Here is a 25,496-nt window from a genome sequence, read left to right on the forward strand (position 1 = left end):
GTTATCAAGGGGTGTACAGAGCAAATTCAAACAAAATTCTCTATATAAAAATGACAGTCCGATGGGTTCCTAAAATGAAGGATTGGGGAGAAATACTACTGTAAAGGACAAAAATAATCGAATAAAATTTGTAAATGTCCTTCATAGAGGCAATGAAGTCCAACAAGAAGCAATTGTATGTGCTGAATGTCCATCATAAAACTTTTGAAGAACGTAATTCAGAAAGAGAACATAAGAAAAATCCTTCATAAGACTTCTGAAGGATTAAACAAGATAGGAAAAAATGGTTTGTCCGATAAATCCCTAAAATGAAGGGGCTCCAAAAAGTCAGTTAACTTGGGCACCTCTCCAACGGAATATTTTGACTGTACCAAATGAATGGCTCCAAAAAGTCAGTTAACCCTGACTTTTTGGACAGCCCTACCATCTAAGCGTCTATTCATTTCGATTTTTTCCACCTTAGTCTGTCTTAAAAACGCTTGGCAGACAAGGAACTGATCTTTAGAGAAGATGCGAATCGAACCAAAAAAGTTCATGAGCGGACGAGGCCAGTGACGCTGGATGAAAGCATTCGCCGACAGTCTGAATGCCTCCCAAATAAGGAAGGCTAGACTTTGTTCAGCTGTTTTTATTCATTTGTATATTTTGCAAATGAAGCTCCAAGCAGGTAACAATAGTTCAAATGGCAAGAATAAGCTTTCCGCATAGCTCAAACAGCGGCTGAAAATTAAAGCCTAATTTCCGGATAAAACAATACTTTGCCGATGAACTCTTTTTTTTCTAAAATTTTTTCAAACATTTTCGGTCCTTCCTCTAACGTGATGCGATGTGTGATCAGCGCCTCAGCGTTTATTTTTCCGGTTCTCATACAATCGATGGTCGTTTTCCATTCTTTTCCCGGAAACGGAGACGATATGGCATTCCAAGATCCTAATACGGTTAATTCGTTTCGGACGATTTTTTCAAAGTAAAATCTTTCGACTAGGACGTCTCCGTATGGAATTCCCATAAATACAACCTGCCCTCTCTTTTTCGCTAATGAAAAAACTTGGGCGGAAGTTACAGGGGATCCCGCTGATTCTACAGCAATGTCTACTCCTTTTCCATTCGTCAGCTCCATGATTTGATCATATGCCGATTTTTCAAGAGGATTAATCGTAAAATCCGCTCCCATTTCTTTGGCAATATTTAATTTCTGATCATCGATATCAATCGCAAAGATTTCACTTGCTCCAAAAATTTTTGCCCATTGGACTGCGAGAAGCCCGATAGTTCCGCATCCCATGACAGCAACGCTGTCACCCGGCTGCAACGATGTCCGGTAAAGCCCGTGTACGACAACGGATGACGGCTCAATCAAAGCAGCGGAGTCATAGCTTATCTCGTCCGGTATTAAAAGCACATTTTCACTAGGCAATTTCACATATTCGGCAAAGGATCCCGGCTGTAAGGCTCCAATAACATGCAAGCTTTCACATTGGGACAAAATCCCTTTTTTGCAGCTTTCACATTTACCGCAATATAAAGCAGGACAGCCGACAACCCTGTCTCCTGCTTTTACATGAGAGACAGAAGGACCAACTTCTACCACTTCACCGGAAAATTCATGTCCCCAAATCATCCCTTGTACGTAAGGTCCCAGTTTTGCATATCTTGAAATGTCTGAACCGCATATGCCTGTTGCTTTTACTTTAATGATCACGTCGTTCTCATTTTCTATCCTTGGTTCACTAGCATCCTCGAACCGCAGATCTCGTTTTCCGTAAAGTTTTAGTGCTTTCATTTCCTATTCCCTTTCCCGCATGGTTTAATTTTCGTTATGAACCTTCATATCTTGCTCCGAACGAACACCTTTAGATTTATTTTTGAAAAGCTTGTAAAATGCAACTGCCAACACGATTGAATTTATGATAAATTGATGTTCAATATAAAAATCGCTGACCATTCTCCCATACGGTCCAAGAATAAAATCTATGATGCTCTCAATCATTTTTTCACCTCTTATTGACATGTTTGTCAATACTTTACTTCTTCCCCTTTGCCAAGACTTACATGAGACATATCCCCACCTGCTATGCGGTGGGGAACAACTGATTATTCATGAACAGGAGTTAAAATAACTTTAATTGCATCGCCGCTTTTAATTGCTTCGTATGCTTTATCCCATTCAGAAATGTTGAATTGATGTGTTACAAGTGTTTTAGTATTTACTCTATTTTCATTCATCAAGGCTAAAGACGGCTCCCAATCGCTTGGTTTTTGACTGCGAGATCCGGTAAATACAATTTCTTTTTGAATAATTTTTTCCATATCAATAGGGATTTCAGATTTTGCATAAATGCCAACCTGTACAAATTGGCCTTTCTTTTTCAATAAATCGAGCCCCATGTTCAAAGCAGGTACAGCACCGGTACATTCAAATACTGCGTCTACACCGTAGCCATCCGTCAATTCATTGACTAATTGTTTGACGTCTTCTTCTTGAATGTTTACGGCATAATCCAGTCCAAGCTCTTTTGCCTTTTCCAGCCGCAGCTTGTCATTGCTTAATCCGGTTATGATAACTTTAGCTCCTAAATCTTTTACGACTTGAGCGACTAATAAACCAATCGGACCGGGGCCGAGTACTAAAACGACATCACCTTGATGAATCGTAGCTTTCTTAACTGCATGATGTGCACATGCAAGCGGCTCCGTCATCGCTGCAGATAGAAAATCTACATTTTCAGGAAGCTTATGAACACTTTCTTTACGTGCAATCAAATAGGTTGCAAAGCTTCCATCTTGCTGCGTGCCCAGCCCTTTTCTGTTGCTGCATAAATTGTAATCACCGGACTGACAGTATTTACATGTTCCGCATATATAATAAGTAGTTTCAGAGGTTACCCGATCTCCTACCTGAAATTCAGTTACATTCTCCCCGACTTCTGCTACTACACCGGAAAATTCATGGCCTAACGTAACGGGGGCTTTCACTTTGTAATGTCCTTCATACGTATGAATGTCCGTACCGCATATTCCGCTGTATTTCACTAAAATTTTGACTTGATCCGGTCCGACTTTCGGTTCTTCCACATCTACTATTTCCAAGTTCCCAAATCCTAGTTCTTTTTTTACTAAAGCTTTCATTTCTTTATCCCTCCAGCAAGCTGCAATATTGGAGACTATTAATTGAATAGCGCAAAAATTCTATAGATGACGTAATTGATCAGATTTCCACCTTGGTCGATACTAGAGATTTTGCTCGCTCCTTCAGGCATGTTAAATTTAGATTCTACAGCCATCTCAGTATGGAGCGCCGCCAAATCTGTCGCCATGTACAGTGACAGGGCGATTAACAACGTACCAACGATTACCGAATGAACAATGTTTCCTCTTGCAGCACCGACAATAAATGCAACAATGAAAGGAATGGTAGCTAAGTCCCCAAACGGAAGAACGTTATTTCCAGGTAAAATAATGGCGATTGCTACTGTGATCGGTACTAAAATAAGAGCTGTTGAAATTACGGACGGGTGACCAATTGCAACGGCAGCATCTAGCCCGATATAAATATTTTGTGCGCCGAATTTCTTTTGAAGCAGTTCTCTAGCTGATTCAGAAATCGGCATTAAACCTTCCATTAAAATTTTCACCATTCTCGGCATTAACACCATAACTGCTGCCATAGACATCCCGATTTCGATCGTATCTCCGACAGAATATCCAGCCAATAATCCTAATGCGACACCTAAAATTAGCCCCATAAAGATCGGTTCACCAAAGATCCCAAATCTTTTTTGAATCGTTTCCGGATCAGCATTTAAATTTTTAAGACCTGGTATTTTTTGAATCAATTGGATCAATGGGATACCAAGAACTGCGTATGAAACCGTGCTTCCCGTTGCAACAGAAATTCCCGGAAGCCCGAAATATTTATCAAGCATCGGAGCTGTCCAATCTGCAATTTTCAAGCAAGCAATTTGGAATAATACCGCGGCAATTAAGCCTTGAATAATACTGCCTGATAACGTATATACAATTGCACCGGTAAAAGTGTAATGCCAAAAATTCCAAATATCTACATTCATTGTTTTTGTCGTTTTTGTCACAAGCATCAAAACATTTACTAACAATCCGAGAGGAATGATAAAGGCTGCAATTGGGGAGGCCCAAGAAATCGATGCAGCAGCCGGCCAACCTACATCAATAACATTCAGTTCGATTCCAAATCGATCAACCATTCCTTGAGCTGCCGGCCCTAGATTATTGACTAAAAGATCAACTACTAAGAAAATCCCTACGAATGCAACACCAATCGTCAAACCGGCCCGAAAGGCTTTTCCGGGTTTTTGTCCGAAAATTAACCCTAGTATAAAAATCGCCACGGGCAAAATAACTGTTGCACCTAAATCTAAAAATGCTCGTATCGCATCAACAAAACCTTGCATATTTTTCCCCTCCTTAAACCCCTACCAAAATAATCAAACGTTTGTTTAATTTTTCAGCGCTTCCAAAATTTCTTTTTTCACTTCATCCAGTCCAATGCCTGTTAAGAAAGCGCGTGCATTAATAACCGGGAACGGGTACTCCTGCTGTACAATTGTTGTACTAATTAATAAGTCAGCCGTGTCCACATAAGAACCAACTTCTGTAATTTTTATTTGAATAATTTCACATTCAATGTTATGTTCTTTGCAAAGCTGTTGCACCGCATCATTAACAATAGTTGAAGTAGCAATTCCAGCACCACATGCGACTAATACTTGTTTTTTCTTCATTTCAATTCATCTCCTTTAAATCTAAACATTCTATAATTTTTGTTTTGATTAATGTTTTATTTTTTTCTGTTGTTAAAAACTTGATGACATCCTCGTTTTGAAAGATGCTTATCAGTTTTTGCAAAATTTTCAAATGAGAATTTTGCTTGTCGATCGCTAATAAAAACACAATTTTTACCGGAGTTTTTGCCTCCTGCTCCCCCATGATTCCAAACTCAACAGCGTCTTTTAGTATCGCCAAGCTGATCGCCTTTTTATTGACATGAACGGAATCCGTATGGGGAATGGCGACAGATATATTACTGGAAGTTGGGAGACCGGTCGGAAAGGTTTTTTCCCTCTCAATAATTGCATCTATAAAACTCTCTTTTACAAAGTTTTTTTCGTAAAGATGGTTTCCCATTACTTTCAAAACTTCTTCCTGATCCTTCGCTTTTAAGTCGCAAAAAATCAAAGATTCATCAAAATGCAAATCAATCACTGGTATATCACCTACTCCATTAATAAAAGAGCTTTTATTCTTGTGCATATAATTTCAGAACTTCATGTAAGTCTTTCATGCTTTGTGCGTTCAATACTTTATTCAAATCCTGTTCATTTCTCACTAAATTCATTAATTGCATGAATGCTTTTAAATGTTGATCTTTATCTAAAGCTGCAATCACAATGATTAACTTAATGGACTGATAGTTTTCAAAGGCTACTCCTTTTCGCAATTTCAATAAGCTCATCGATAAACGATTTACTCCTTCATCAGGTGAAGCATGTGGAATAGCTACATGTTCACTGATGACAAAATAAGGATCTGATTGGCAATGTTTGATCATTGCTTCAACATATTGTTCTTTAATGCTTTTATCCTTCAGCAAAGGCTGGGCCGCCAGTTTAATCGCTTCTTCCCAACTACGAACCGAATGGCGGAATATCATCGTTGAAGGAGTAATTAAATCGCATAAATTCGGATTTTTAATAGAATGATTTTCTAACTTGTTGTTAGAGCCTTGGTGAATATAGCTTTGAATCGCATTGTAAAGCTCTTTTTTATTTTTAATGACAGCATGCTTTTCAATAATTCCCATTAATTCTTCAACATTTATTACTTCAGGTACAAACCCATATAAGTCAGACATCACTTCTTTTCGCAATCGTCTTTTTTCTTCAGCACCAATAAAATGATCTACAAGGAAGAACTTTTTATTTGTTTTCAAATAAACTGGAGAAAAGACAATGTCATAATCCATTTCATATTGTTGGAATTCGCGCACAGACAATGAATCAAGAAAAATAAATTCAGGAAACAGTTCTCTTAGCGTCCCATACATCAATCTGGAAACTGATATTCCTTTTGGGCAGACAACTATGGCTTTCATTCTTTGGCTAATATTGTCGCCCTGCCTGGAAAGCCACCCGCCGATTAAAATTGTTAAATAAGCAATCTCACTTTCCGGAATAGCTGAACCGATTAAATCTTCCAGCGGTTTAACCGATTTTTTAACAAGATGATGCAATTCCTTGAAATTTTTATTGATATCATCAAGAACATCATTTGTATCAGTTAAATTGTATTTAATTCGAAAATAGGCGGGCTTCATATGAAGGACGAGCTTTTGAAGAAGCTGCTCTTTATCCTTCAAAAAAATGAACGTATTTTTTTCAAAGTTGTCGATCACTTGACTTAGCGCGCTTTTTAATTCAGGAATTTCTTTATCAATCTCCTCTTTAGACCAATAAACATTCGTTGTCAGCAAATTCAGAGTAATAAAGAGCCGTTCTTCCTCTGAAACATTTGGAAAATCATGCAAAAGTTCTTCCGTTGCCAAGTATTCTTTTGTGCCGGAAATCTCATTATAATTAAGGTTAAAAGAACCGATATGATGGCCTTTCCGTATTCTTCTTAAAATAAAAATTAAAATATAAGGCATTAACTCAAGTTTTTCGTCTGTAAATTTCAGATTTAACGATGCCTCCACTTTTTCGAGGCGATTTTTAAATTCCTCTAACTCATCTACAGATAATTGCGAAATCTGAATGATCTTTTCTTTTCCTTGATCTGCTGTCCAGATGCTGTTCGTGATAGAGATTAACAGTTTCCGGCATTGAAATTCGTCTCCCTCAATGACGTATCCATATTTTCTTGAATACTTGTATTCAAGGCCGTGTTGTTCGACAATATCCTTTACTTTTTTCAAATCGTCAATAACGGTATTCTTGCTCACTTTTAGTTCAGATGTGAAATGAGCCAACGATAAGGCATCCATTCTCGTTAAAATCATCAATATAATGAAATGGACGCGCTGCAGTTTCGATAAATCATAAAAATCGACTGATTGAGTATTTTCCTTTTCACTCAATACTTTTAGTAAACTCGGATCTACAACAAAATAGCCGTGATTTGTCCTTTCAATCTGAGGGAAATTTTGTTCATAAAGCCAATCATTGATCTTGGAAAAACTATAATTGATCTGTCTCTTGCTCAAGTTGAATTTTTGAGCAAGTTCATTGCTACTAATGTTTGGATTTTTGATTACTTCTTTCAAAAGACAATTGCTTCGAATGTCTAGTAGCATTTGTACCTCCTTTCTAAGCACAATTTTAGGCCACTTTTCCTAAAATTGATTACGCTTTCATTCCTTTTTTTGAATTTTCGCTTTACAATTTTGGGATGAACTGATCTGTTCTCGTTATTATCAAATATTAAGGACACCTTCTGAACGAATGACATCCTCCTTCTGATAAATCTCATTTTCAGGCATTAAGGCAGTCCGAAATGGATGCTGCATCAAGTAAATGGATTTAAATCCAATTACTTATTTAATTTATCTATAGACTTCCCAACAAGGATTTAGAATATAAAGAAGTACAAGGTCAAAGATCTTACCCAGTCGCTTGTAATCAACAGCGACGAAAAAACTGTCCATCCGGAAAAGATAAGACGGGATTCGTTTGACACTTACTGTAAAATCGAATGTCCTTGGATGTACGAGCTCTTCTTAACCGTCTTGTTAGGAATCAGCTAATATACTAACACAATTACATAATGTTATTTATAATTTCATAAAAGAAACATAATGAAAAATATTTAAAATTTTATCTAAATTTTAAAATATAATTATAAAAAATCCATATTTTATCATAAATTAAGGAAAGATGTATGAAATCATAATACAAATTCTTATTATTCATTCGTATAAAAAACGTCATTTTTTTATTGAACTCAAATGAAATTTACTGTATATTCTAATTATTCTTATAATTAAAAATTCTATGGGGTGGGATTAGCTGATGAGCGATTTTTCAAATGAGAAATTCACGGTTGCTGCCGTACAAGCCTCTTCGATTTTATATGACAGGGAAAAATGCTTGGAAAAAGCTATTTCGTTAATTGAAGAATCCGCGAAACAAGGGGCTCAATTAGTTGTATTGCCTGAGTCTTATATTCCTGGCTATCCGTATCACATCTGGTTAGGAACACCAATGTGGTATCATGAACTATTTAAGGAATGGTTTCTCAATTCTGTAGAAGTACCTAGTAAAACAACTGATGCTTTATGTGAAGCTGCACGAAAACATAATATACATGTCGTTATTGGTATTTCAGAGCGAGATGGCAAAACATGCTATAACACAATTTTATTTATTGATAATAAAGGGAAAATTTTTGGCAAACACAGGAAATTGGTGCCGACTCATGTTAAGCGTGTTCATTGGGGCATGGGAGATGGAAGTTATCTTAATGTTTATGACACAGAGCTGGGACGAATGAGCGGGCTGGTCTGCTGGGAGCATACTATGGATTTGGTACGTCATTCCCTTATCGCACAACGCTCCCAGCTGCATTGTGCCGTATGGGTAGGATTTTCAAGTATAACGGGTTGGGATACATTATTTGATATGTCTACTGAACTATCTGCGCGTTATCATGCTCAAGTAGGCGGATGTTTTGTTATCAATTGTCAAAGTACAGTCGACAAGGACAATGTGGAAAAGTTAACACAGATTGATTATCAAAAAGAGTGGATAAAGCCTGGAGGGGGCTGGACGGCGATTATCGCACCCGGTGGTTCGATATTATCCGGTCCTTTAAAAGGAAAGGAAGGTATTTTGTACGCTGAAGTTGATATGAAATTAATTGCTGATATGGCACATTGGCACGATGCCACCGGACATTATTCACGACCTGATGTGACTAGTCTTCTGTTAAACCGCGAGCCTTATAAAGTGCTCCGAGATATGAACAATGCCAATAACATTAGTAATCCGAAGAATAGAAGTGGTCATGATCAACAATCTGTTGATCAAATAATGAACTTGTTAAAGCAATTAGAACAAAATCTTCGAAGCAGTGAATCAGATGAGCTCAGCAGAAGATTATCAGAAATTCAGCGCGAAGCCGTTCATGCATTTACAAGGGGGAATTAACCATGTGTCTTTGTTCTTTCGGTCCGAATTCTGGTGTTCACACTTATGATGTGACAAAATCAAAAGTAACGTATTTCAAATATAATATCAATGATCGTACTTTAGTTACGAACAAACAAGAGCAAGCAGATAGTGAAGCGTTGCCTAAGGGAAAAAGTCAATCATTATAAGCATATGCACACAAAAACTCCCTTGTTTTCCTCGAAACTAGGGAGTTTGTCTGAATGACAGAAATATAGCCAATTTTTCAAACGAACGAACATTCGGCTGTTCTTCATTATAAATCGCCGACCAGCAACCATTATGGATCAGCAGGTTGCAAAAAAACAGGGACAAACAAAATCCGAAATGCTTCTGACCGCAAGCTGCCATTGACCGTCATCTTGTATGGAAAGAGCTTCTTGAAATTTTAGCTCAGAGTTAAGTAAAAAAATCAGGAACTTTACAATCGACATTTCGAAAGAACGGCTCTTCTTGTGATTATTTTGCAAAACGAGGGGCTCTAAGTATGTTCCTATAGTCTATGATTTCACGATTCCTAGACCGCCACATTTATCCAATACGAAACGGAAACTTTATTTTATACGCTAACTCTTGAAAGTCTATAAAAGGATTGCGGTTTCCCTGTATATAATAAATCGATTGGTTCCGATGCTTTTCATAGATGGAAACGGGAAACGATTCATGCCAGTGAATCAGTAAAGAAAGATTAATTTGTTTAAGGCTGCTTTTTTTTATTTCATTCGGGTATCGCAATAAAAAATACATCATTGCTCTCGCAACAGTACCTTTGCCATGTTCCGGTTCGAATCGGCCGTCTTTGACAACTCCGCAGCGATTGCGGATTTTTTCTTTTGGCGATTCCGGCTGATAAAAAGAAAAATCATGAAAAGGATAATTGGATCGTTTGACATTGCACTCCGGATGACAAACAAATAAATGATGCAAATCGCTTTTCATCGGTTCCCGTGCATGAAACCAAGACTGCGGAACAATATGTTCTGTATTATATTTTAAACGCAAGTCAATGCTTTTCATCTTTTTCAATAAAGAAATGTCCTTTTTGCTGACTATTTCTAAAAGAGCTTGAAATTGCTCATATCTTTTTTGAATTATTTCGAAATCTTCTTGTATGATTCGGCTAGGATCGCTTTTTTCGCCAGAATAGATGCTTTTCACTGTTCCATCCGGCTGCAAATCGACCCACGTATACAAATAATGATCTTTGCATATAAAATACGGCAGCTGATTTTTATGTGTTTTTTTCACTAGATTATGATAATGGTAAAATAGGTTCAGCCCCTTGATTTCTTTTCCGATGACATTTTTGTAATAATGCTCTATATCTTTTTTATCTTTTTCTGGATCATAATAAAACTTCGTGTTTTGGCGGATTTTTTCCTGATTCTGCAAAAGAGTAAGAGATGTCCGAGTACGATCTTTTTTCTGCCACTCCTTGTGCTCTGCAATATTTTTAATTAAAGGTGCATCTTTTCTCCTTTTTCTTCCCATCATTCCTCATACCTCAATAATTAGTATCATGCTTGCAAACAATGAAACTTTGTTACTTTTGCAGCTTGCGAAATACAAGAAAAAATTTTCATCGTCAACAGCCAATCAAAAACCTTCTATTATTCTTTATTAATGGAATAATGCCAAACTCCTTTTTCCATCTTCTTTCTAATTTTTCCGTTTAATTCCAAATAATCTAGATGTCCTATAATTTCAGACATCACAAGCGAAAACTGCTCCGAATACTTATTTCCATAATAGGCTTGGGCTAGACCGCTCGCGGTTGTTACCCCGTTTAAAATGAGATTCATAATTTTTTCTGCTTTTTTCTCAATCCCTTTTAATCTTTTATTTATTAAATCTTTCGGGTCTTGAATGAATACACCGTGTCCCGGAAATACGAGATCAAGAGGCAAATCCGAAACTTTCTCTAAAGAATGTTTATGCTGGAGTAAAGTCGGCATCCGCCGTCCAAAAGAATCGGGTTCGACAAGTGCGTTGCTGGATATATGCTGAATCAGCAAATCACCTGAAATCATCCAACGATGCTTTGGATCATACAGCGCAATTTGATCCGGAGCATGTCCGGGCACCTCGACAATTTGAAAATCCAAATGGCTGCTCTCGACTGGAATGATCTCCGCTTGGATAGCAAGTTTTCTGTTTTTCACAATCGATTCTTTTAAATAATCGACCTGCTTTCTCCCTGCTTCATGACATCCCATTTCCTCATATAATTTAGAAAAAAACTCCACCCTCATCTCAAGAAATTGGCGGTCTCTCTTTAAGCGCGGGATCGCATTTTTGTGGGCATAAACTTGAATGGGGTGATCCGCAATGATTCGATTCACTAATCCGACATGATCTATATGGTTGTGAGTTAAAATGATTTCGGTTAAGTCATGCAAAGCCAACCCGTTTTTTTGCAGCGTTTCCAACAATGCATTCCAACAAGCCTCATGATCCAAACCAGCATCTATTAAAGCAAGGGATTCTTTTGCTTTCACTAAAAAAAAGTTGATCGTTCTTAAATTAGACGGAACATCGACGATAATCGGGATGATTTCATAATTTTGCTTGCGAAGCTCCATATTTTTACTCCCCCTTTGTTTTGACGAACCAAATAAACCGCTTAAAACCCCCGACTTTAAAATTTGATACAAAGCGAAAAAAAGAGTTATGTGATTTGTTTCAGTCCTTGCAGTGCAGACGCTTACTTTAACCAAATCCCCATTTTTGCCATACCCTTTGGAAAATTTAGAACTGTATAAACATATTATATGTTTTTTTAAAAAGGTTTGTAAAAGAGAGGCTGCCAATTTATTTTCCATTTGTAACATGTAAGGCAATAACAAATATAGATCCGGTAGTACGGCCGCTGATTTCACGCTAATTTTACATCAAAAATCCCCATCGCCAACCGGCCGATAAGGTACTGTAAATTGACGCGCTTCATATTAAATACCAAAGCTCTTTACTGAGAAATAAATAACCCTCTTCCTTATTTTCAATGGAAAAGGGAAATCTGCTTGAACATTAAAATTCATAAATTCTTTTTTACATGTTGATCTAGGTCCGAAACAGGCAAAAGAACTAGCAGCTTCTTGCTAGCATTCTTATACATAAAATAAATCCGGTCGAATGAAAAAACGATTCAACCGGAATTAGTTTTTCAATAATTTCTGAATATCTTGCTCAAAATCAATCGGTTCGTCCCATGGTTCATATCTATTCACGACTTGGCCGTTTTCATCAATTAAATATTTTGTAAAATTCCATTTAATATCGTTGCCAACCAGCCATTCAGGGTATTCATTCGCTAGTTTGATTTTTAATAGTTTTTCTGCCGTATTCGATTCATCAAATCCGCGGAACGGCGCCTCATTTTTCAAATATTCGAATAATGGATGAGCGTTTTTTCCGTTCACGTCGATTTTTGCAAACATCGGGAATGTGACGCCATAATTTAATTGGCAAAAAGAAGCTGCTTCATCGCTTGTTCCCGGCTCCTGTTGATCAAACTGGTTGCATGGAAATCCTAGTATTTCAAAACCTTGATCATGATATTTTTTATATAGCTTCTGCAATTCTTCAAACTGGTATGTAAATCGACATTTACTAGCGGTGTTCACCACTAAGAGCACTTTTCCTTTAAATTCTGCTAAAGAAACTTTTTCGCCGTTTGCTTTTTCTACTTCAAATTGATAAATAGACATGGGAAACACCTCTTTTATTATTAAGTTACTCAGCTTTCGCAGTCCAAAATCTTGTTTAAATGCTTGATGTAAATGGTTTTGGGAAGTACAAAATTATCATTTGACATTTTTTAAAACATAAAGAAAGACACCTATTCTTTTGGTAAAATATTGGTGACGAAACCAAATCCAAAAGAAAGGTGTCACCACTATGATAACGAATAAAGACTACTTTGCGCAATTACCAAAAGAAATTAAACAAGGATTTTCCGAATTAAATATTGGATATCATTTAAGAAAAGCGAATATTACGAAACTTTCCGGGTATTCTTGTCTTACTGTTTTCAAACTGATTTTTCTTTTAGTCTTCCAATATAAGAACTGGTTTCGTGCTTTTATGAGTAAACGATCTCAGGATCTGCCCGGAAAGGATACAGTCTATCGCTTTTTAAATACACCAACCTATCATTGGAGAAAGTTTCTGCTTTCATTAAGCAGTGAAATGATCCGTCTGCTTCAACCATTAACTTCAAAAGATCGTGTCACAGCTTTTGTGATTGATGATTCTGTCTTTTCAAGAAACCGTAGTAAGTCGGTTGAACTGTTGGCTAAGGTTTTTGATCACTCTACCCATCAGTACTTGAAAGGGTTTCAAATGCTTACCCTTGGCTGGACCGATAGTTTTACTTTTATTCCCGTTGATTTTGCTCTTCTAAGTTCACCGAAAAAGGAAAGTCGCCTGCAAGAAATCAATACCAATATTGATAAACGAACATCTGGCTATAAGCGTCGCCAGGAAGCTCTGAAATCAAAACCGGACGTGGCTTCAGCTTTACTTGATCATGCGCTTGAAAAAGGGATTATAGCTGACTATGTTCTCATGGATTCCTGGTTTACACAAGCGCCTTTAATTGAGAAGATTACGAACAAAGGGTTATTTGTCATTGGCATGGTGAAGCAATTAAAGCAGCGATACGTTTACAATGGTGAACGTTTCACACTGAATCAACTTTACAAATTGGCAAAACCTCACATGGGTAAAAAAGACATTCTCGGATCCGTTTATGCTACTTTAGACAATGGAATTCCAGTAAAAATTCTATTTGTACGAAACCGTAATAAACGGAGCGAATGGCTTGCCATTCTCAGCACAGATACAACATTAGAAAATGAAGAGATCATTCGTATTTACGGCATGCGTTGGGACATTGAAGTCTTCTTCAAATGCAATAAATCCCTTTTAAATTTAGAGAAAGAATTCCAGGGACGTTCCTACGACATGTTAATTAGCCATACAACCATTGTTTTTACACGATATATTCTCATTGCTTGGCAAATGCGAAAAGAGGAGGATCCTAAGACGATTGGCAACCTTTTTTACATCCTTTGCGAAGATGTAAAAGACATAGATTTTATTACTGCCCTTCAATCACTTATTGACCTTTTCCAAACTTTGGCGGAAGCCGAGGTTTCTTTGAACATGGACATCTTTAAAAATCAAATGAATAAATGGTTGGCCACTATACCTAATTATATCAAGCAATGCTTAAATATTTCTGTGTGCGAAAGTTGAGTAAGTTATAATTATTATAATATAAAAATATTATCACGCAAAAAAATTGCTCTCAGTTACAAATTTGGAAACTTTTTGCCTGAAACGAAAAAAATGAAGGTGAATACCCGCCTATTTTTTCAATTTGAAGCATTGATGTTTTTAGAATGGCTGCCTTAGTCCTCCTTTACTATAAAAATTTGGGAGCTCTCGGCAGAATCCATTAATTTTTGAAAATATATGTTTCCTCTTTGTAAATAACTCGAGCCTTCACAAGTATTGAGTATTTTCCGGCGCTCGCATTTAAGTTGTAATTAGATACACTCACTAATTCCTTCATTCATTTCTTGTGTTAAAGTGTCTCCTTCAACCGTTCCTTACTTATAAGTATTCAACCACTAGTGCCAGCTGGATTTTTTGTCCAATCTTTCCTTTCATCTTAAGCTCCCGCCTGCAGATCATCCCGCTGTTCGGTTTTCCATGAATGGCTAAATTGTAAGATTCCAACGCTACGGCAGCTTTTTTTATTTCATTTACAAGAGTTGTTCTCCCCAGATTCATGTCAAAAGCGAGCTCATCCAGCGTATTCCTTCCTTTGCTGTTGATTAATCGATCAATGATAAAAGCGATACGCCTTTGTGATGAATCCAGCATGTTTTTCTTCTTAGAAACGGTTTCAATGAAATCATCAAACCTATGCCCATCTTCAATAAACAAATGGTAGCCTTTTCCCTTTTCGTTTTTGATGGCTGCAATCCCATTCAGTTCACTGTTAAGCTGCTTAATATAATTGCGGATTGTTCTCGTGCTGACTCCCAATGAGTTGGCAAGATAATCCAAAGAACAATAGGATTTTTTTTGAAACGTTTCTAGCATTTGAACAACACGGCCATCAATTGTAAAATCCAACAATATTCACCACCTTTTACGTAAAAATAAAGTGACATAGTTTCGTCTATCAGTCAAAGGTAGTGATTGGAATTTTGTGATATTTCGTTATAGGACCATTTTTTTAGGCTCCTGTGATCTTAACCGCGGGATTTGCCTCCAGAAATATTAACTGTCGTACCAGTAATATAACTTGCGCGGTCTGAAGCCAAGTAAGAAACTAAATCGGCTATTTCCTTTAGTTTACCCGGACGCCCAAGAGGAATGGAATTGCTGTAATCCGTTGACAATTGATCAACTGTGACGCCTCGAGTATAGGCAAGCGCTTCATTATAAGCATCTGACGTCAAGCCTGTCGGTTCGTTGATACCAGGCGCCACCGCAACAACCCGGATATTGTATTTGCCGAGTTCTTTTGCCCACGAACGAGTGAAAGCTATTAATGCTCCCTTTGTGGCGGCATAGCAGCTTTGACCAGATGATCCTTCCTGTCCGGCTTCGGAAGCAATATTGATAATCACTCCTTTATTTTGTTTAATCATTTCCCTGGCAGACGCCTGTGCACAAAGGTAAGGACCTTTTTGATTGACAGCTACCATAAAGTCAAAATCTTTCTCATTCAACTCGTATTCAGGTTTTTCACCTTTGACATCGACTAACAATCTTGGCAGGTTGACTCCGGCATTATTTACTAAAATATCCACTGAGCCGAATAATTTCACGGTTTCTGCCACCATTTTGTCAACGCTTTCTTTTTTTGTAACGTCACATTTTAGAAAATAAGAACCATTATCTTGCGGTCCTTTTTCTCCATTTAAATCGGCTACAACAACTTTTGCCCCATTTCGGATCAGTTCGTTTGTGATATGTAATCCGATCCCGGAAGCGCCGCCTGTTACAATCGCCACCTTTCCTTCTAATTCAAGCCATGAGTCACTCATTACGATCTCCTCCTTTTGATCTAATCTCTGCTCATTAGATGCTTTTAGTGTAAAATGTTTTAACCTTTCATTTAATACACAGTTTTTCACTTAAAATTGAAAAGTGGTGCATGAGCGGACAAAACGGCGGAAACAGATTGGAGCTGTAGAAATGAAAGAAAGTCTTACCTGCTTTCAAGGGCGACTATAAGCCAAAAGACATATAAAAGTACGGAGTAACGAGAAAAAGACGTTCAGCGTTCCAGAGGAAATACCGTAATGAACGCAAACGCACGACGTAACGAAGCGATATTCGTTCATGAAAGCAAAATGGTGTAAACCGCACGCTTTCAGCAGCTGATAAATATATGAATGAATCGTATTGTTTTATTTTTATTGCATGAATTTTAGACTACAGGAAATCTATGATTTATAAACGAAAAAAATAATCTTTCTTATCAAATGAAGGATTAGACTATAAATCCCTAATTTTTAGTCAAAAAACGATGCAAAACTTATCATTTCAAAGGCAATGGGTGTTGAACCACGATTGTATCCCTCCTTGTATTCACTAACGGGAAGCAGTCTTCATGTTTTCTTTTTTACACTATCAAATGTGTGGACTGAATTTGCAAGATTTGATGCTTTTGAATTACTCTAATTTGCAGATTTTTATTTACATAATATTACAAAAAAGTTTATTATGGCATCATACGTAAGGGAATGAGACAAGCTGCATTACTTGTGAGCGGCAAAATAGACTTATAGGAATATTAAGTGAGGTCATCATTTATATACCTACTAATGCCCAATTAGGAATTAGACTAGTTTTAAATGAATATAGATTCAGGAGTGAAAAGATTGCGCAACATTATTTTATTATTCATTATGTTTTTTTGGTTGGCTGCAATAATGTAAATGAATTCAGTAGCATTGCATTAAGTTAATTTTAATTTGTCAAGCCCAATTTTATGTTAAATTTCATCTTTTTGGATAAAAAAAAACTCCTTATAATTAGGATTGGCAGTCCTATCCAAATCCTAAGAATAAGGAGAAACCATTATGGATAAGAATACCACAGAATCCACAATAAATGAACTATTTAAAGAGATCGATCCAATAACTTTTTCAAAACTAATTAATGTGATTGACGTTGACAAATACATTAAAAAATTAACGGCGTATAAGTTTTTACAACTTTGTATCATCGCTCAGTTAAACGAATTGGAAAGCTTAACAAAATTGGCCAAACATTTGAAAGACAAGGAAGAGTTGCAGACATATCTGGAATTTGATGCAATTAGTACTTCGCAACTTTCTCGCAAATTAGGCCAATTATCCCCTCAACTGTTTGAAAAAGTATTTAAATATCTGGTCTTAAAGATCCAAGGGCAAATGAAAAATGCCCCGATCATCCGAAACATTGGTCGTCTTCTGGTCATTGATTCTACCACGATGAGCATGAGTTTGAGCCAATATCCATGGGCAACTTTTCGTAAGACAAAGGCTGGTGTTCGACTCCATTTAAAGGTTGTTGTAACGAAGGATATCACTGTTCCGGATCAAGGGATTATCTTACCCGCGAAACATGCCGATCGCACACAGATGGACGAACTCATTGAAATCGATCCAAATGCGATTTACTTGTTTGATCGAGGGTATGTCGATTACAAACAGTTCGACCGCTTATGCCGAGAAGGGGTGCGATTCATTACCCGGCTTAAAAAGAACGCAGAGATTGAAGTTTTATCGGAACGGATTCCCAATCCAGAACGTTTGATTTATAGGGATCAGATTGTCATTTTAGGAAATGACCGTAATCATACCAAAATGACTCATCCTCTCCGATTGATCGAAACGGTCGACAGCGAAGGGAATCCCGTGATCATCATAACCAATTGCTTTGATCTTTCTGCGGAAGAGATTGCAGATTTATACCGATATCGCTGGAAGATAGAGACCTTCTTTAAATGGATGAAACAGCACCTTAAGATAAAAAGATTTTATGGAAAAAGTCAAAATGCCGTTTACAATCAAATTTGGATCGCCCTAATCACCTATTGCTTACAGGCCATGCTCCAATTAAAAGTGAATCACGATGGTCCTTTATTAGAGATCAAGCGAACTTTACAGAATCTGCTTTTTAAAGGTTTTGACTGTTTTGTTCGCTCCCTTTTTAAAAAGCCAATTCGAACGTCCAACGGTCGGAAAAAATACCATTGGGAAAAAGATTTTGAAACCATCGTGTACCAATTTGAAGAAGGGGAGGTGGAACACCTAGACGATTTAGTTTATGATCCAATGTTTCTGTAATATATTACCAAATTGTGGAAATGGACTGCCGATTAAGACGTCATTGTCCTTTTAAGCTTGCTTAGAAAGATTGTATGTCTGAATATTCAGTTACATGAAATAACTGGAATTTTTATTGAGCTTGACAAACATTAAATTTTTTTATGCAACGCTACTGAAATGAATTAAAGAAAGATGAGAAAACTGCAAGTTACGGAAATTTTGAGCTGAAATTAAAAGTCCCCAAAGCGTTTAAAAACAAACAAGAATTTGATATCATTGCAGCTTTTAAAAATAACGGAACTGAAACAACTTTATTTCATAGTAAACCAATAATAGAATCGTTCATTATAAAGGATAAACGAGGTGAAGTAATTTATTCAAAAGATTAAACATCAAACAGAGTTTTATATAAAGACGAAATCAAGCTTAATCAAAAATTTGAGGAGAAATTTCATATAGCTATAGATAAAACGGGAACATATTATGTAGCAGTCAACACTTCCAAATTATCTGAGAGCGAGGATGTTGAAGGCAAAAGATTTTCCATGAAGAACATAAAAATAAATGTTGAACAACAACATATAAGCAATCTTACAAATTAAACCCGGCTTTTATTATGATCCCTCTTGTGCAGACAGTTAGGAAAAAGTTTAACCTTGTTTTCTGCAAGAAAAAAAATACAGAGTGTTGCAGTATATCTTTATAAAAATTTTGGATAAATATACATATATGTGATCTATCCATCAAGGGCTTGGCGTAAATCCTCTGTAGCCATGATTCTTTAGCCAAGCGCCAGCTTCAACAGTTTTGGCAAAACCAAAAAAGATTATCTTGGCTCCTCCTCCATGTAAAGCCCCCTTGCATATCACTGCATAAGGATTTTGCAATTCTCTGCACTTTTATTTTGCAAAAAACACCTAACCTGTCTCACAGGAGGGATTTTTCACGGAAATAAAAGGATAAATATACTGATGAGTTTCAATGATGGTTGTTTAGGAATCTTAAACAGGAACGACGTTTAGCTAAAAAATTTCTTGAAATATTCGTCAGTAGGTTAAAAAATGCGAAACCTCAAAAAAGATTGATCAAAAGCATTTGCAGACCAGAGGAAACTTTTATCGTACTGCCTGAAGGCCACATTTCGTATACTTTTTAAACATCTACTCTACTATCGGAAATGACAAAATAACCGATGTTCCTTGCCCTTCTTCACTTTCAATTTTCATCGTCCCGTTATGTAAAGCAACAATTTGTTTGACGATGGAAAGCCCGAGGCCTGTTCCCCCTGTTTCTCTTGAACGCGATTTATCTGTCCGGTAAAAACGTTCCCCTATACGATCCAACTCTTTTTTCGGTATGCCTATTCCATTATCCCGAACGATCACAACAGCCCGCTTCTCTTTCTGATACAATGTAATGTTGATCATCCCGTTTTCGAAGGAATACTTAATGGCATTGTCAATCACATTACAAAAAACTTGATGCAGCCGGTTCATATCTCCCATAATGATAATTTCATCATCTAAATCTGTTTTGATGGATATATTCCTTTTCTTCAGCGCAGGCGCAAACAGTTCTAATGAATCAAGAATCAATTGGGAAAAGGCGATCGGCTCTGCTTCAAGAGTCATATCTTTGTTTTCCAGCTCATTTAATTGTAATAAGTCGTTTATGAGCTTCTGCATTCGCGTTGTTTCTTTATTGATGAGCAGAAGATGATTTTTCGCCTCTTCTTTTGATGAATAAGCTTCATCCAGCAAGATTTGCGTGTATCCTCCAATATATGTGAGAGGGGTTCTTAATTCATGAGCCACGTTGGATAAAAATTCTTTCTTGCGCTCGTCTTGTTTTTCAAGAGATTCCGTCATTTTGTTGAAGGCGCTCGCCAATTCTCCTATATCATCTGACGTTTGGATAGGAACTCTTTTAGAAAAATTTCCGCGGCTGATCTCTTTTGCAATCGTTTGAATAGTTCGCAGCGAACGAAAGATCGAATGAATTGAGTACGTGATAACAAAATAGATCAATACGAAAAAGATTAAACCGAACAAGATTAAAATCGGAATGCCTTTACTAAAAACCTCTGGTATTTCGGCTAAAGGAATATAAATATATATAAAACCTATTAAGTTCTGTTCGTGGGTTAGCGGGAATATTGCTCCGACAATCTTTCGATCCAATTCATGAACATAGCCCTCTTTAACTACGTATTGCCCGGATGAGAGCTTTTTCTCATCTTCTTGACTGATCAGATGTTTGTAATCAATTTGATACGGAAAATGTTGATGAAGCTCATCTAATTGATCAACAGCTATTACTTCATAAGGTGAAATGAGATTATACCATTCAATTTTTTCTTTAATATCTTCACTAAGCGAGCCGTAATGAAAGTGAGCAGCTGTCTGCTTTCCTTCAAAAATAAGCCGCTCTTTCACACTGCGAATGTAAAGCTCTTTATATAGGAAGTGAATGAACAGAAAAGAAAACAAGATGGAAAAAATGATGCTGATGAAAAAGAGCAGCAATACTTTCTGACTAACTGAAAAATGTTTTATTTTTTTCAAGACGGCACCTCAAACTTGTAACCGATTCCCCAAACGGTTTGAATAAGATGGCTGTGCTCCTTTAATTTTAGACGAATCGTTTTAATATGAGTATCAACGGTTCGTTCACTTCCTGCATAATCGGAATCCCATATTTGGTCAAGCAATTGACCACGTGTAAATACTTTTCCTTTATTTTTGGCTAAAAGGAATAATAGATCAAATTCTTTTTGAGTGAGCGCAAGCCTGCGGCCTTCAACAGTGGCAATCCGGCCTTGAAGATCAAATTGCAACGGTCCAATAGCTGCTATTTTTACATCGCTTGCAATTCGATGTGTTCTGCGAAAAATCACTTCCATACGCGCCAAAAGCTCTGAAGGATGAAAAGGTTTTACTATATAGTCATCTCCCCCAATCTTTAAACCTTTCACCTTATCTTCCTCATTCCCTTTTGCCGTTAAAAAAATGACTGGAGAATCAATTTGAAGATATTGGCGCATTTCCTCAACTAAAGTAAAACCATCAATGTAAGGCATCATGACATCAACGATCAGCATATCCGGGTTTTCCTTTTTTAATCTTTCAAGTGCTTCAAACCCGTCTTTTGCTTCCAAACATATATATCCTTCTCTTGTCAAATACGTTCTAATCAGCTTTCGCATCTTTTCTTCATCATCAACGATTAACACCTTTAAAGACATCAGCCACTTGACACCTTCTCTCAACTTATTAAATGAATTTTCTAATTTATTAATTATAACCAGAAATTATGAAATTTGTTTGAAGTTTTTCATAAATTTGTCCTAGTAAGCTCCGAGCGATAGAAAGGCAAGCAAATGCTTCACATGACTGTCCATCATGTTTAGACCTCCTGCGATTGGATTTGACAAATTGCCAATTTTAAAAGCAAAGGCCAGTAAATGAATGTAAGAAAGGAAACAAATGTAAAAAAATATCCAAATAGGCTTCATAGTTTTCACACAATTATACGCTAACCTTCAATTAGAACAATGACACTGAAAAAAGGATTCCGTCATGAAAAAATTATGGTATTTAATCGTTTTCTTGATGCTTTTTTGGACACATCCATCCAGCATCCATGCCGAAAGCACATTGCAATATCTGATTGATCAAGCTCCAGAGCACTCAATCGTGAGAATACCGAGAGGCATTTATCATGAATCGATTGTGCTCTCAAAACCTGTTACGTTACAAGGAAATGGACAAGTAACCATTCAATCCTGCCGTAAAGAACCCGTCATTTCCATCAAAGGTCAACGCGTTTCAGTAAAAAACGTAACAATTGTTCAATGCAGCCAAGAGAAAAACGCTGCCGCCATACAAGTATCAGGAAATCATCACCGAATTGAACACGTTCATATTCGTACAAAGGGGATCGGGTTAAAGCTTGAACACGCCTATCACACCGTCATCACACAAAGCTCGATAAAAGGTGAAAAACAACATAACGGGATTGATTTATGGAAGTCAGAACAAAATGTCATTGAAAAAGTCAGAATCGAAAAAGTGAGAGATGGGATTTATATGGAGCAAAGCGATTATACAACGGCCGTCCAAAACCTCATCCAGCAATCAAATTACGGCATACACATTATGTATTCTGACCACATAACAATTCAAAAAAACATTTCCAAAAATAACGTGGCAGGAGCGATGGTCATGGAAACAAAGGGGGGAAAAATCGAAAATAATGAATTCATTTTTAACAACCGCAATGTTCATGCTCAGGGGATTCTTTTATTTGATGCGACAGAGACAAAGGTGGTCCGCAATAATATTTCTTATAATCGAGTTGGTATTTTTGCCGAAAACGCCTCCAATAACCTTATTTTATCCAATGAAGTGCGTGGGAATTTTATTGGCATTCAATTCAAAGAGGCGAACGGAAACATCGTTTCAAACAATACGTTTATTAGCAATGTAAATGAAGCTCAAGCTTTGAGCAGCTCGGACAATGAAGTGAAAAGGAATTATTGGGACGCCTCTCTAAAGCTTGATGCCGATGGATCCGGTTATAGCGACATACCTTATAAAACGAATCCGTTCTTTTTAAGTTTGACGAAGGATATTCCAGAATACCAGCTGTTTTTCCATTCACCAGGCATGGTTGTATTGCAAAAATTATGGAAAAGTCCAGACAATGAAGCGATGACGGATGACTCGCCGCTTATGACAGCTCAAATACAAGATGAATCAAAGTCATCTTCTGGAGTGATCATTGTTTTCAGTCTTCTCTTGTTTTTAGGAAGCATTACTTTATGGAGGATAGGGAGGAAAAAAGAGGATGCGTAAAATGTATTTCATTTTCATGTTATGCGCTCTACTGATTATCACTGCTGCGTGCGGAAAAAAGGAAGTGTCGCCAAGAGCCATTGATGAAAAAAACGATAAATGCGCTCAATGTAACATGGCTGTAATGGATAATCAGTTTGCAACACAGCTTATTTTAAAAAATGGCAAAACATTAGTTTTTGATGATATCGGATGTATGTATAAATGGAAAAGCGAAAATAAAAATGAAAACATCGAAGCGGAATTCGTCAGAGATTATCATTCGAAAGAATGGGTTGAATCTGATAAAGCAACCTACGTGTATGATCAATCGATACGGACGCCAATGGCCTATAACGTCATTTCTTTCCAAGATAAAAAAGATGCTGAAGCCTTCATTTCAAAAAATAGCGGAAAAATATTAAACTTCGATCAATTGCAAGATCATAAATGGAAAATGAATAAAGAAATGATGGAAAAGAATATGCAGGATGGTCATACGGATATGAATGGCGACCACAGCCACATGGATGAGGGCAATGATCATTCACATGAATGAAGGGCAAATTTATAAGTGCCCTTTTTTTACAGCGGGAGGAGTTATGCGGAACATATGGAAAGCCGAATGGCGTTTGACAATCAGGCAGCGTTCTTCTTACACGTTTGTGTTTCTATGGATTTTCGTTTTATCATTACTATTTTTGTTAGAGCGGAATAACCCTGCTCTCACAGGCTATACAAACATGACAGGCACAATCGCCAACATTGTGCTGTACATCGTACCTCTGTTTATGCTGGTGGCTGGATCGTTTTCCATTGCGAATGAAATGGAAAATGGCCAGTGGAGTCTTTTATGCACGTATCCGTTGCCGACTATTGCCTATTGGGTTGGGAAGCTTTGCGGGCAATTGACCGCACAATCTGCCATCTTCAGCTTAAGCTTCAGTTTGAGCCTTTTGGTCGGCACTTTATTGGGAAGTTCATTATCTTTGAAATGGGTGCTCATTTTATATTTTTTTTCTATCTCGCTAATATGGTTTTTTCTCGTCATCGGCTTGACCATTGGCTCGTTTTCAGAAACGAGATGGCAAGCTCTCATACTTTCGGTCGGCGTGTGGTTCTTTCTTATCATGATATGGCCGACTGCAGTCATTTCCGTTTTGAGCTTTGTCCCTTATCCGATGATAGCTCCGCTTTTAAAGGCATCTTTATTCTGTAATCCGGCGGAATTGCTCCGTATAGTATTTGTTGTTCAGCTTGACGGCGGAGCTGTTTTTGGACAATCATACGACGAGCTCATCTCTTTTATGCAAACAAAAGCGTTATGGGTGCTGCTCGTCGGTTATATGTTCATCTTTTCAAGCGTCATGCTTGCATTTTCCGTCTGGAAGCTTGAAAGGAAGAAAAGACAATGACAACATTACAAGTCTCCGACGTTTCAAAAAAATATAAAACAAAAGTTGTGCTTTCTTCCATGTCACTGGAAGCGAAAAAAGGGGAATGCATCGTATTATGCGGCGGAAACGGAGCCGGAAAAAGCACGCTTCTTCGCATTTTGGCGGGTATTTCAAAACCGTCCTCCGGGGACATTGTTTTAAACAATATCAGTCTAATTAAAAACAGAAAAAACTATATCGAGCAGATAGGCTACATGCCCGATGATTTTCATGCTCAGCAATTCATGACGCTTCAAGAATTTTTATCATTTTATGCCAAACTGCGGAAAAAAGATCAATCATCTGTACAAGACATTTTTAAAAAAATAGGTTTGGAAGAATTTAAAAGAGAACTAGTGAAAAATGTATCAAAAGGAATGAGGCAAAGACTATTATTAGGACAAGCATTGTTAGGAAATCCAAAACTGCTCTTGTTAGATGAGCCAACAAATGGTTTAGACCCATTTTGGATTGATCAGTTTGTCAATTTGATAAAAGAACAAAAGATGAAAGGCACAATCATCATTTTTTCCACTCATATGATGGATGTTGCCGCAGAAGCAGGCGATCAAATTCTGTTTATAAAGGAAGGCTCTATTATTGACCATATGAAAAATACAATTCATAAGGAAAAAACCGCATTGCAATTGTTGAGGTTATATCGACATGATCTATAAAAGTTTT

The 25,496-nt window shown here is 37.1% G+C and carries 22 protein-coding genes; 8 read left to right on the forward strand and 14 right to left on the reverse strand.

Annotated elements, in window-relative coordinates; genetic code table 11:
* Positions 1-727: 727 nt before the first annotated feature.
* From NST97_RS11210 to NST97_RS11240, 7 genes are all read right to left on the reverse strand, one after another.
* Positions 728-1,783: a galactitol-1-phosphate 5-dehydrogenase gene (locus NST97_RS11210; RefSeq protein ID WP_066251196.1), complete on the reverse strand. Its 1,056-nt coding sequence runs from the start codon at positions 1,781-1,783 to the stop codon at positions 728-730.
* 24 nt (positions 1,784-1,807) lie between these two features.
* Positions 1,808-1,990 (reverse strand): hypothetical protein, encoded by a 183-nt coding sequence (locus NST97_RS11215; protein ID WP_066251194.1) that lies wholly within the window; start codon positions 1,988-1,990, stop codon positions 1,808-1,810.
* Between the two features lie 104 nt (positions 1,991-2,094).
* Entirely contained in the window at positions 2,095-3,129 is a 1,035-nt protein-coding gene (locus NST97_RS11220) for a zinc-binding dehydrogenase (protein ID WP_063388865.1), read from the reverse strand.
* A gap of 38 nt (positions 3,130-3,167) precedes the next feature.
* Complete coding sequence (locus tag NST97_RS11225) at positions 3,168-4,430, reverse strand: PTS galactitol transporter subunit IIC (protein WP_063388866.1); 1,263 nt, start codon at positions 4,428-4,430, stop codon at positions 3,168-3,170.
* 45 nt (positions 4,431-4,475) lie between these two features.
* Entirely contained in the window at positions 4,476-4,760 is a 285-nt protein-coding gene (locus NST97_RS11230) for a PTS sugar transporter subunit IIB (RefSeq protein ID WP_063388867.1), read from the reverse strand.
* 1 nt (position 4,761) lies between these two features.
* Positions 4,762-5,241, reverse strand: a complete 480-nt coding sequence (locus NST97_RS11235) for a PTS sugar transporter subunit IIA (protein ID WP_082829602.1) — start codon at positions 5,239-5,241, stop codon at positions 4,762-4,764.
* 34 nt (positions 5,242-5,275) lie between these two features.
* Positions 5,276-7,327 (reverse strand): BglG family transcription antiterminator, encoded by a 2,052-nt coding sequence (locus NST97_RS11240; protein ID WP_063388869.1) that lies wholly within the window; start codon positions 7,325-7,327, stop codon positions 5,276-5,278.
* 715 nt (positions 7,328-8,042) lie between these two features.
* On the opposite strand from NST97_RS11240, the gene NST97_RS11245 reads away from it, so the two are divergent.
* Both NST97_RS11245 and NST97_RS11250 read left to right on the forward strand, forming a co-directional pair.
* Positions 8,043-9,179, forward strand: coding sequence for a carbon-nitrogen hydrolase family protein (locus NST97_RS11245; RefSeq protein WP_341343239.1), 1,137 nt, complete (start codon positions 8,043-8,045; stop codon positions 9,177-9,179).
* A 2-nt stretch (positions 9,180-9,181) separates the two neighbouring features.
* A complete protein-coding gene (locus NST97_RS11250) occupies positions 9,182-9,349 on the forward strand; it encodes a hypothetical protein (RefSeq protein ID WP_157727840.1) in 168 nt (55 codons plus the stop codon).
* A gap of 382 nt (positions 9,350-9,731) precedes the next feature.
* Here the strand turns inward: NST97_RS11250 and NST97_RS11255 are convergent, their stop codons facing one another.
* The 3 genes from NST97_RS11255 to NST97_RS11265 all read right to left on the reverse strand — a co-directional run bounded on the left by NST97_RS11255 (position 9,732) and on the right by NST97_RS11265 (position 12,907).
* On the reverse strand, positions 9,732-10,694 hold the full coding sequence (locus NST97_RS11255; RefSeq protein WP_341343240.1) for an endonuclease I family protein: 963 nt from the start codon (positions 10,692-10,694) through the stop codon (positions 9,732-9,734).
* A gap of 116 nt (positions 10,695-10,810) precedes the next feature.
* A complete protein-coding gene (locus NST97_RS11260; protein WP_341343241.1) occupies positions 10,811-11,782 on the reverse strand; it encodes an MBL fold metallo-hydrolase in 972 nt (323 codons plus the stop codon).
* 573 nt (positions 11,783-12,355) lie between these two features.
* Positions 12,356-12,907 (reverse strand): glutathione peroxidase, encoded by a 552-nt coding sequence (locus NST97_RS11265; protein ID WP_341343242.1) that lies wholly within the window; start codon positions 12,905-12,907, stop codon positions 12,356-12,358.
* Between the two features lie 190 nt (positions 12,908-13,097).
* Here NST97_RS11265 and NST97_RS11270 point away from each other — a divergent pair, with 190 nt between their 5' ends.
* Positions 13,098-14,459, forward strand: a complete 1,362-nt coding sequence (locus NST97_RS11270) for an IS4 family transposase (RefSeq protein ID WP_341343243.1) — start codon at positions 13,098-13,100, stop codon at positions 14,457-14,459.
* Positions 14,460-14,819: 360 nt separating this feature from the next.
* Here NST97_RS11270 and NST97_RS11275 read toward each other — a convergent pair whose 3' ends face one another.
* The gene (locus NST97_RS11275) at positions 14,820-15,350 is read right to left on the reverse strand and encodes an HTH domain-containing protein (RefSeq protein WP_341343244.1); all 531 of its coding nucleotides are present in this window, start codon (positions 15,348-15,350) and stop codon (positions 14,820-14,822) included.
* Positions 15,351-15,466: 116 nt separating this feature from the next.
* Positions 15,467-16,267 carry an SDR family oxidoreductase gene (locus tag NST97_RS11280; RefSeq protein ID WP_094244330.1) on the reverse strand — a complete coding sequence of 267 codons (801 nt, stop codon included), beginning with the start codon at positions 16,265-16,267 and terminating at the stop codon, positions 15,467-15,469.
* A gap of 1,041 nt (positions 16,268-17,308) precedes the next feature.
* On the opposite strand from NST97_RS11280, the gene NST97_RS11285 reads away from it, so the two are divergent.
* A complete protein-coding gene (locus tag NST97_RS11285) occupies positions 17,309-18,559 on the forward strand; it encodes an IS4 family transposase (RefSeq protein ID WP_339192832.1) in 1,251 nt (416 codons plus the stop codon).
* A gap of 1,142 nt (positions 18,560-19,701) precedes the next feature.
* Here NST97_RS11285 and NST97_RS11290 read toward each other — a convergent pair.
* Positions 19,702-21,105: a sensor histidine kinase gene (locus tag NST97_RS11290; protein WP_341343245.1), complete on the reverse strand. Its 1,404-nt coding sequence runs from the start codon at positions 21,103-21,105 to the stop codon at positions 19,702-19,704.
* The gene (locus NST97_RS11295; RefSeq protein ID WP_063388886.1) at positions 21,102-21,785 is read right to left on the reverse strand and encodes a response regulator transcription factor; all 684 of its coding nucleotides are present in this window, start codon (positions 21,783-21,785) and stop codon (positions 21,102-21,104) included. The genes NST97_RS11290 and NST97_RS11295 overlap by 4 nt, the downstream gene beginning before the upstream one ends.
* Positions 21,786-22,119: 334 nt before the next feature.
* Here NST97_RS11295 and NST97_RS11300 point away from each other — a divergent pair, with 334 nt between their 5' ends.
* From NST97_RS11300 to NST97_RS11315, 4 genes are read left to right on the forward strand one after another with little or no spacing between them, the layout of a single operon-like run.
* Positions 22,120-23,397, forward strand: a complete 1,278-nt coding sequence (locus tag NST97_RS11300; RefSeq protein ID WP_327848121.1) for a right-handed parallel beta-helix repeat-containing protein — start codon at positions 22,120-22,122, stop codon at positions 23,395-23,397.
* On the forward strand, positions 23,390-23,935 hold the full coding sequence (locus NST97_RS11305) for a nitrous oxide reductase accessory protein NosL (protein WP_327848122.1): 546 nt from the start codon (positions 23,390-23,392) through the stop codon (positions 23,933-23,935). The genes NST97_RS11300 and NST97_RS11305 overlap by 8 nt, the downstream gene beginning before the upstream one ends.
* A 43-nt stretch (positions 23,936-23,978) precedes the next feature.
* The gene (locus tag NST97_RS11310; RefSeq protein WP_094246366.1) at positions 23,979-24,791 is read left to right on the forward strand and encodes an ABC transporter permease; all 813 of its coding nucleotides are present in this window, start codon (positions 23,979-23,981) and stop codon (positions 24,789-24,791) included.
* On the forward strand, positions 24,788-25,489 hold the full coding sequence (locus NST97_RS11315; RefSeq protein ID WP_066251146.1) for an ABC transporter ATP-binding protein: 702 nt from the start codon (positions 24,788-24,790) through the stop codon (positions 25,487-25,489). The genes NST97_RS11310 and NST97_RS11315 overlap by 4 nt, the downstream gene beginning before the upstream one ends.
* Positions 25,490-25,496 lie beyond the last annotated feature (7 nt).

Origin of the sequence: Aeribacillus sp. FSL K6-1305, assembly GCF_038050115.1 — a bacterium.
GTDB classification, from domain to species: Bacteria; Bacillota; Bacilli; order Bacillales; family Aeribacillaceae; genus Aeribacillus; species Aeribacillus composti.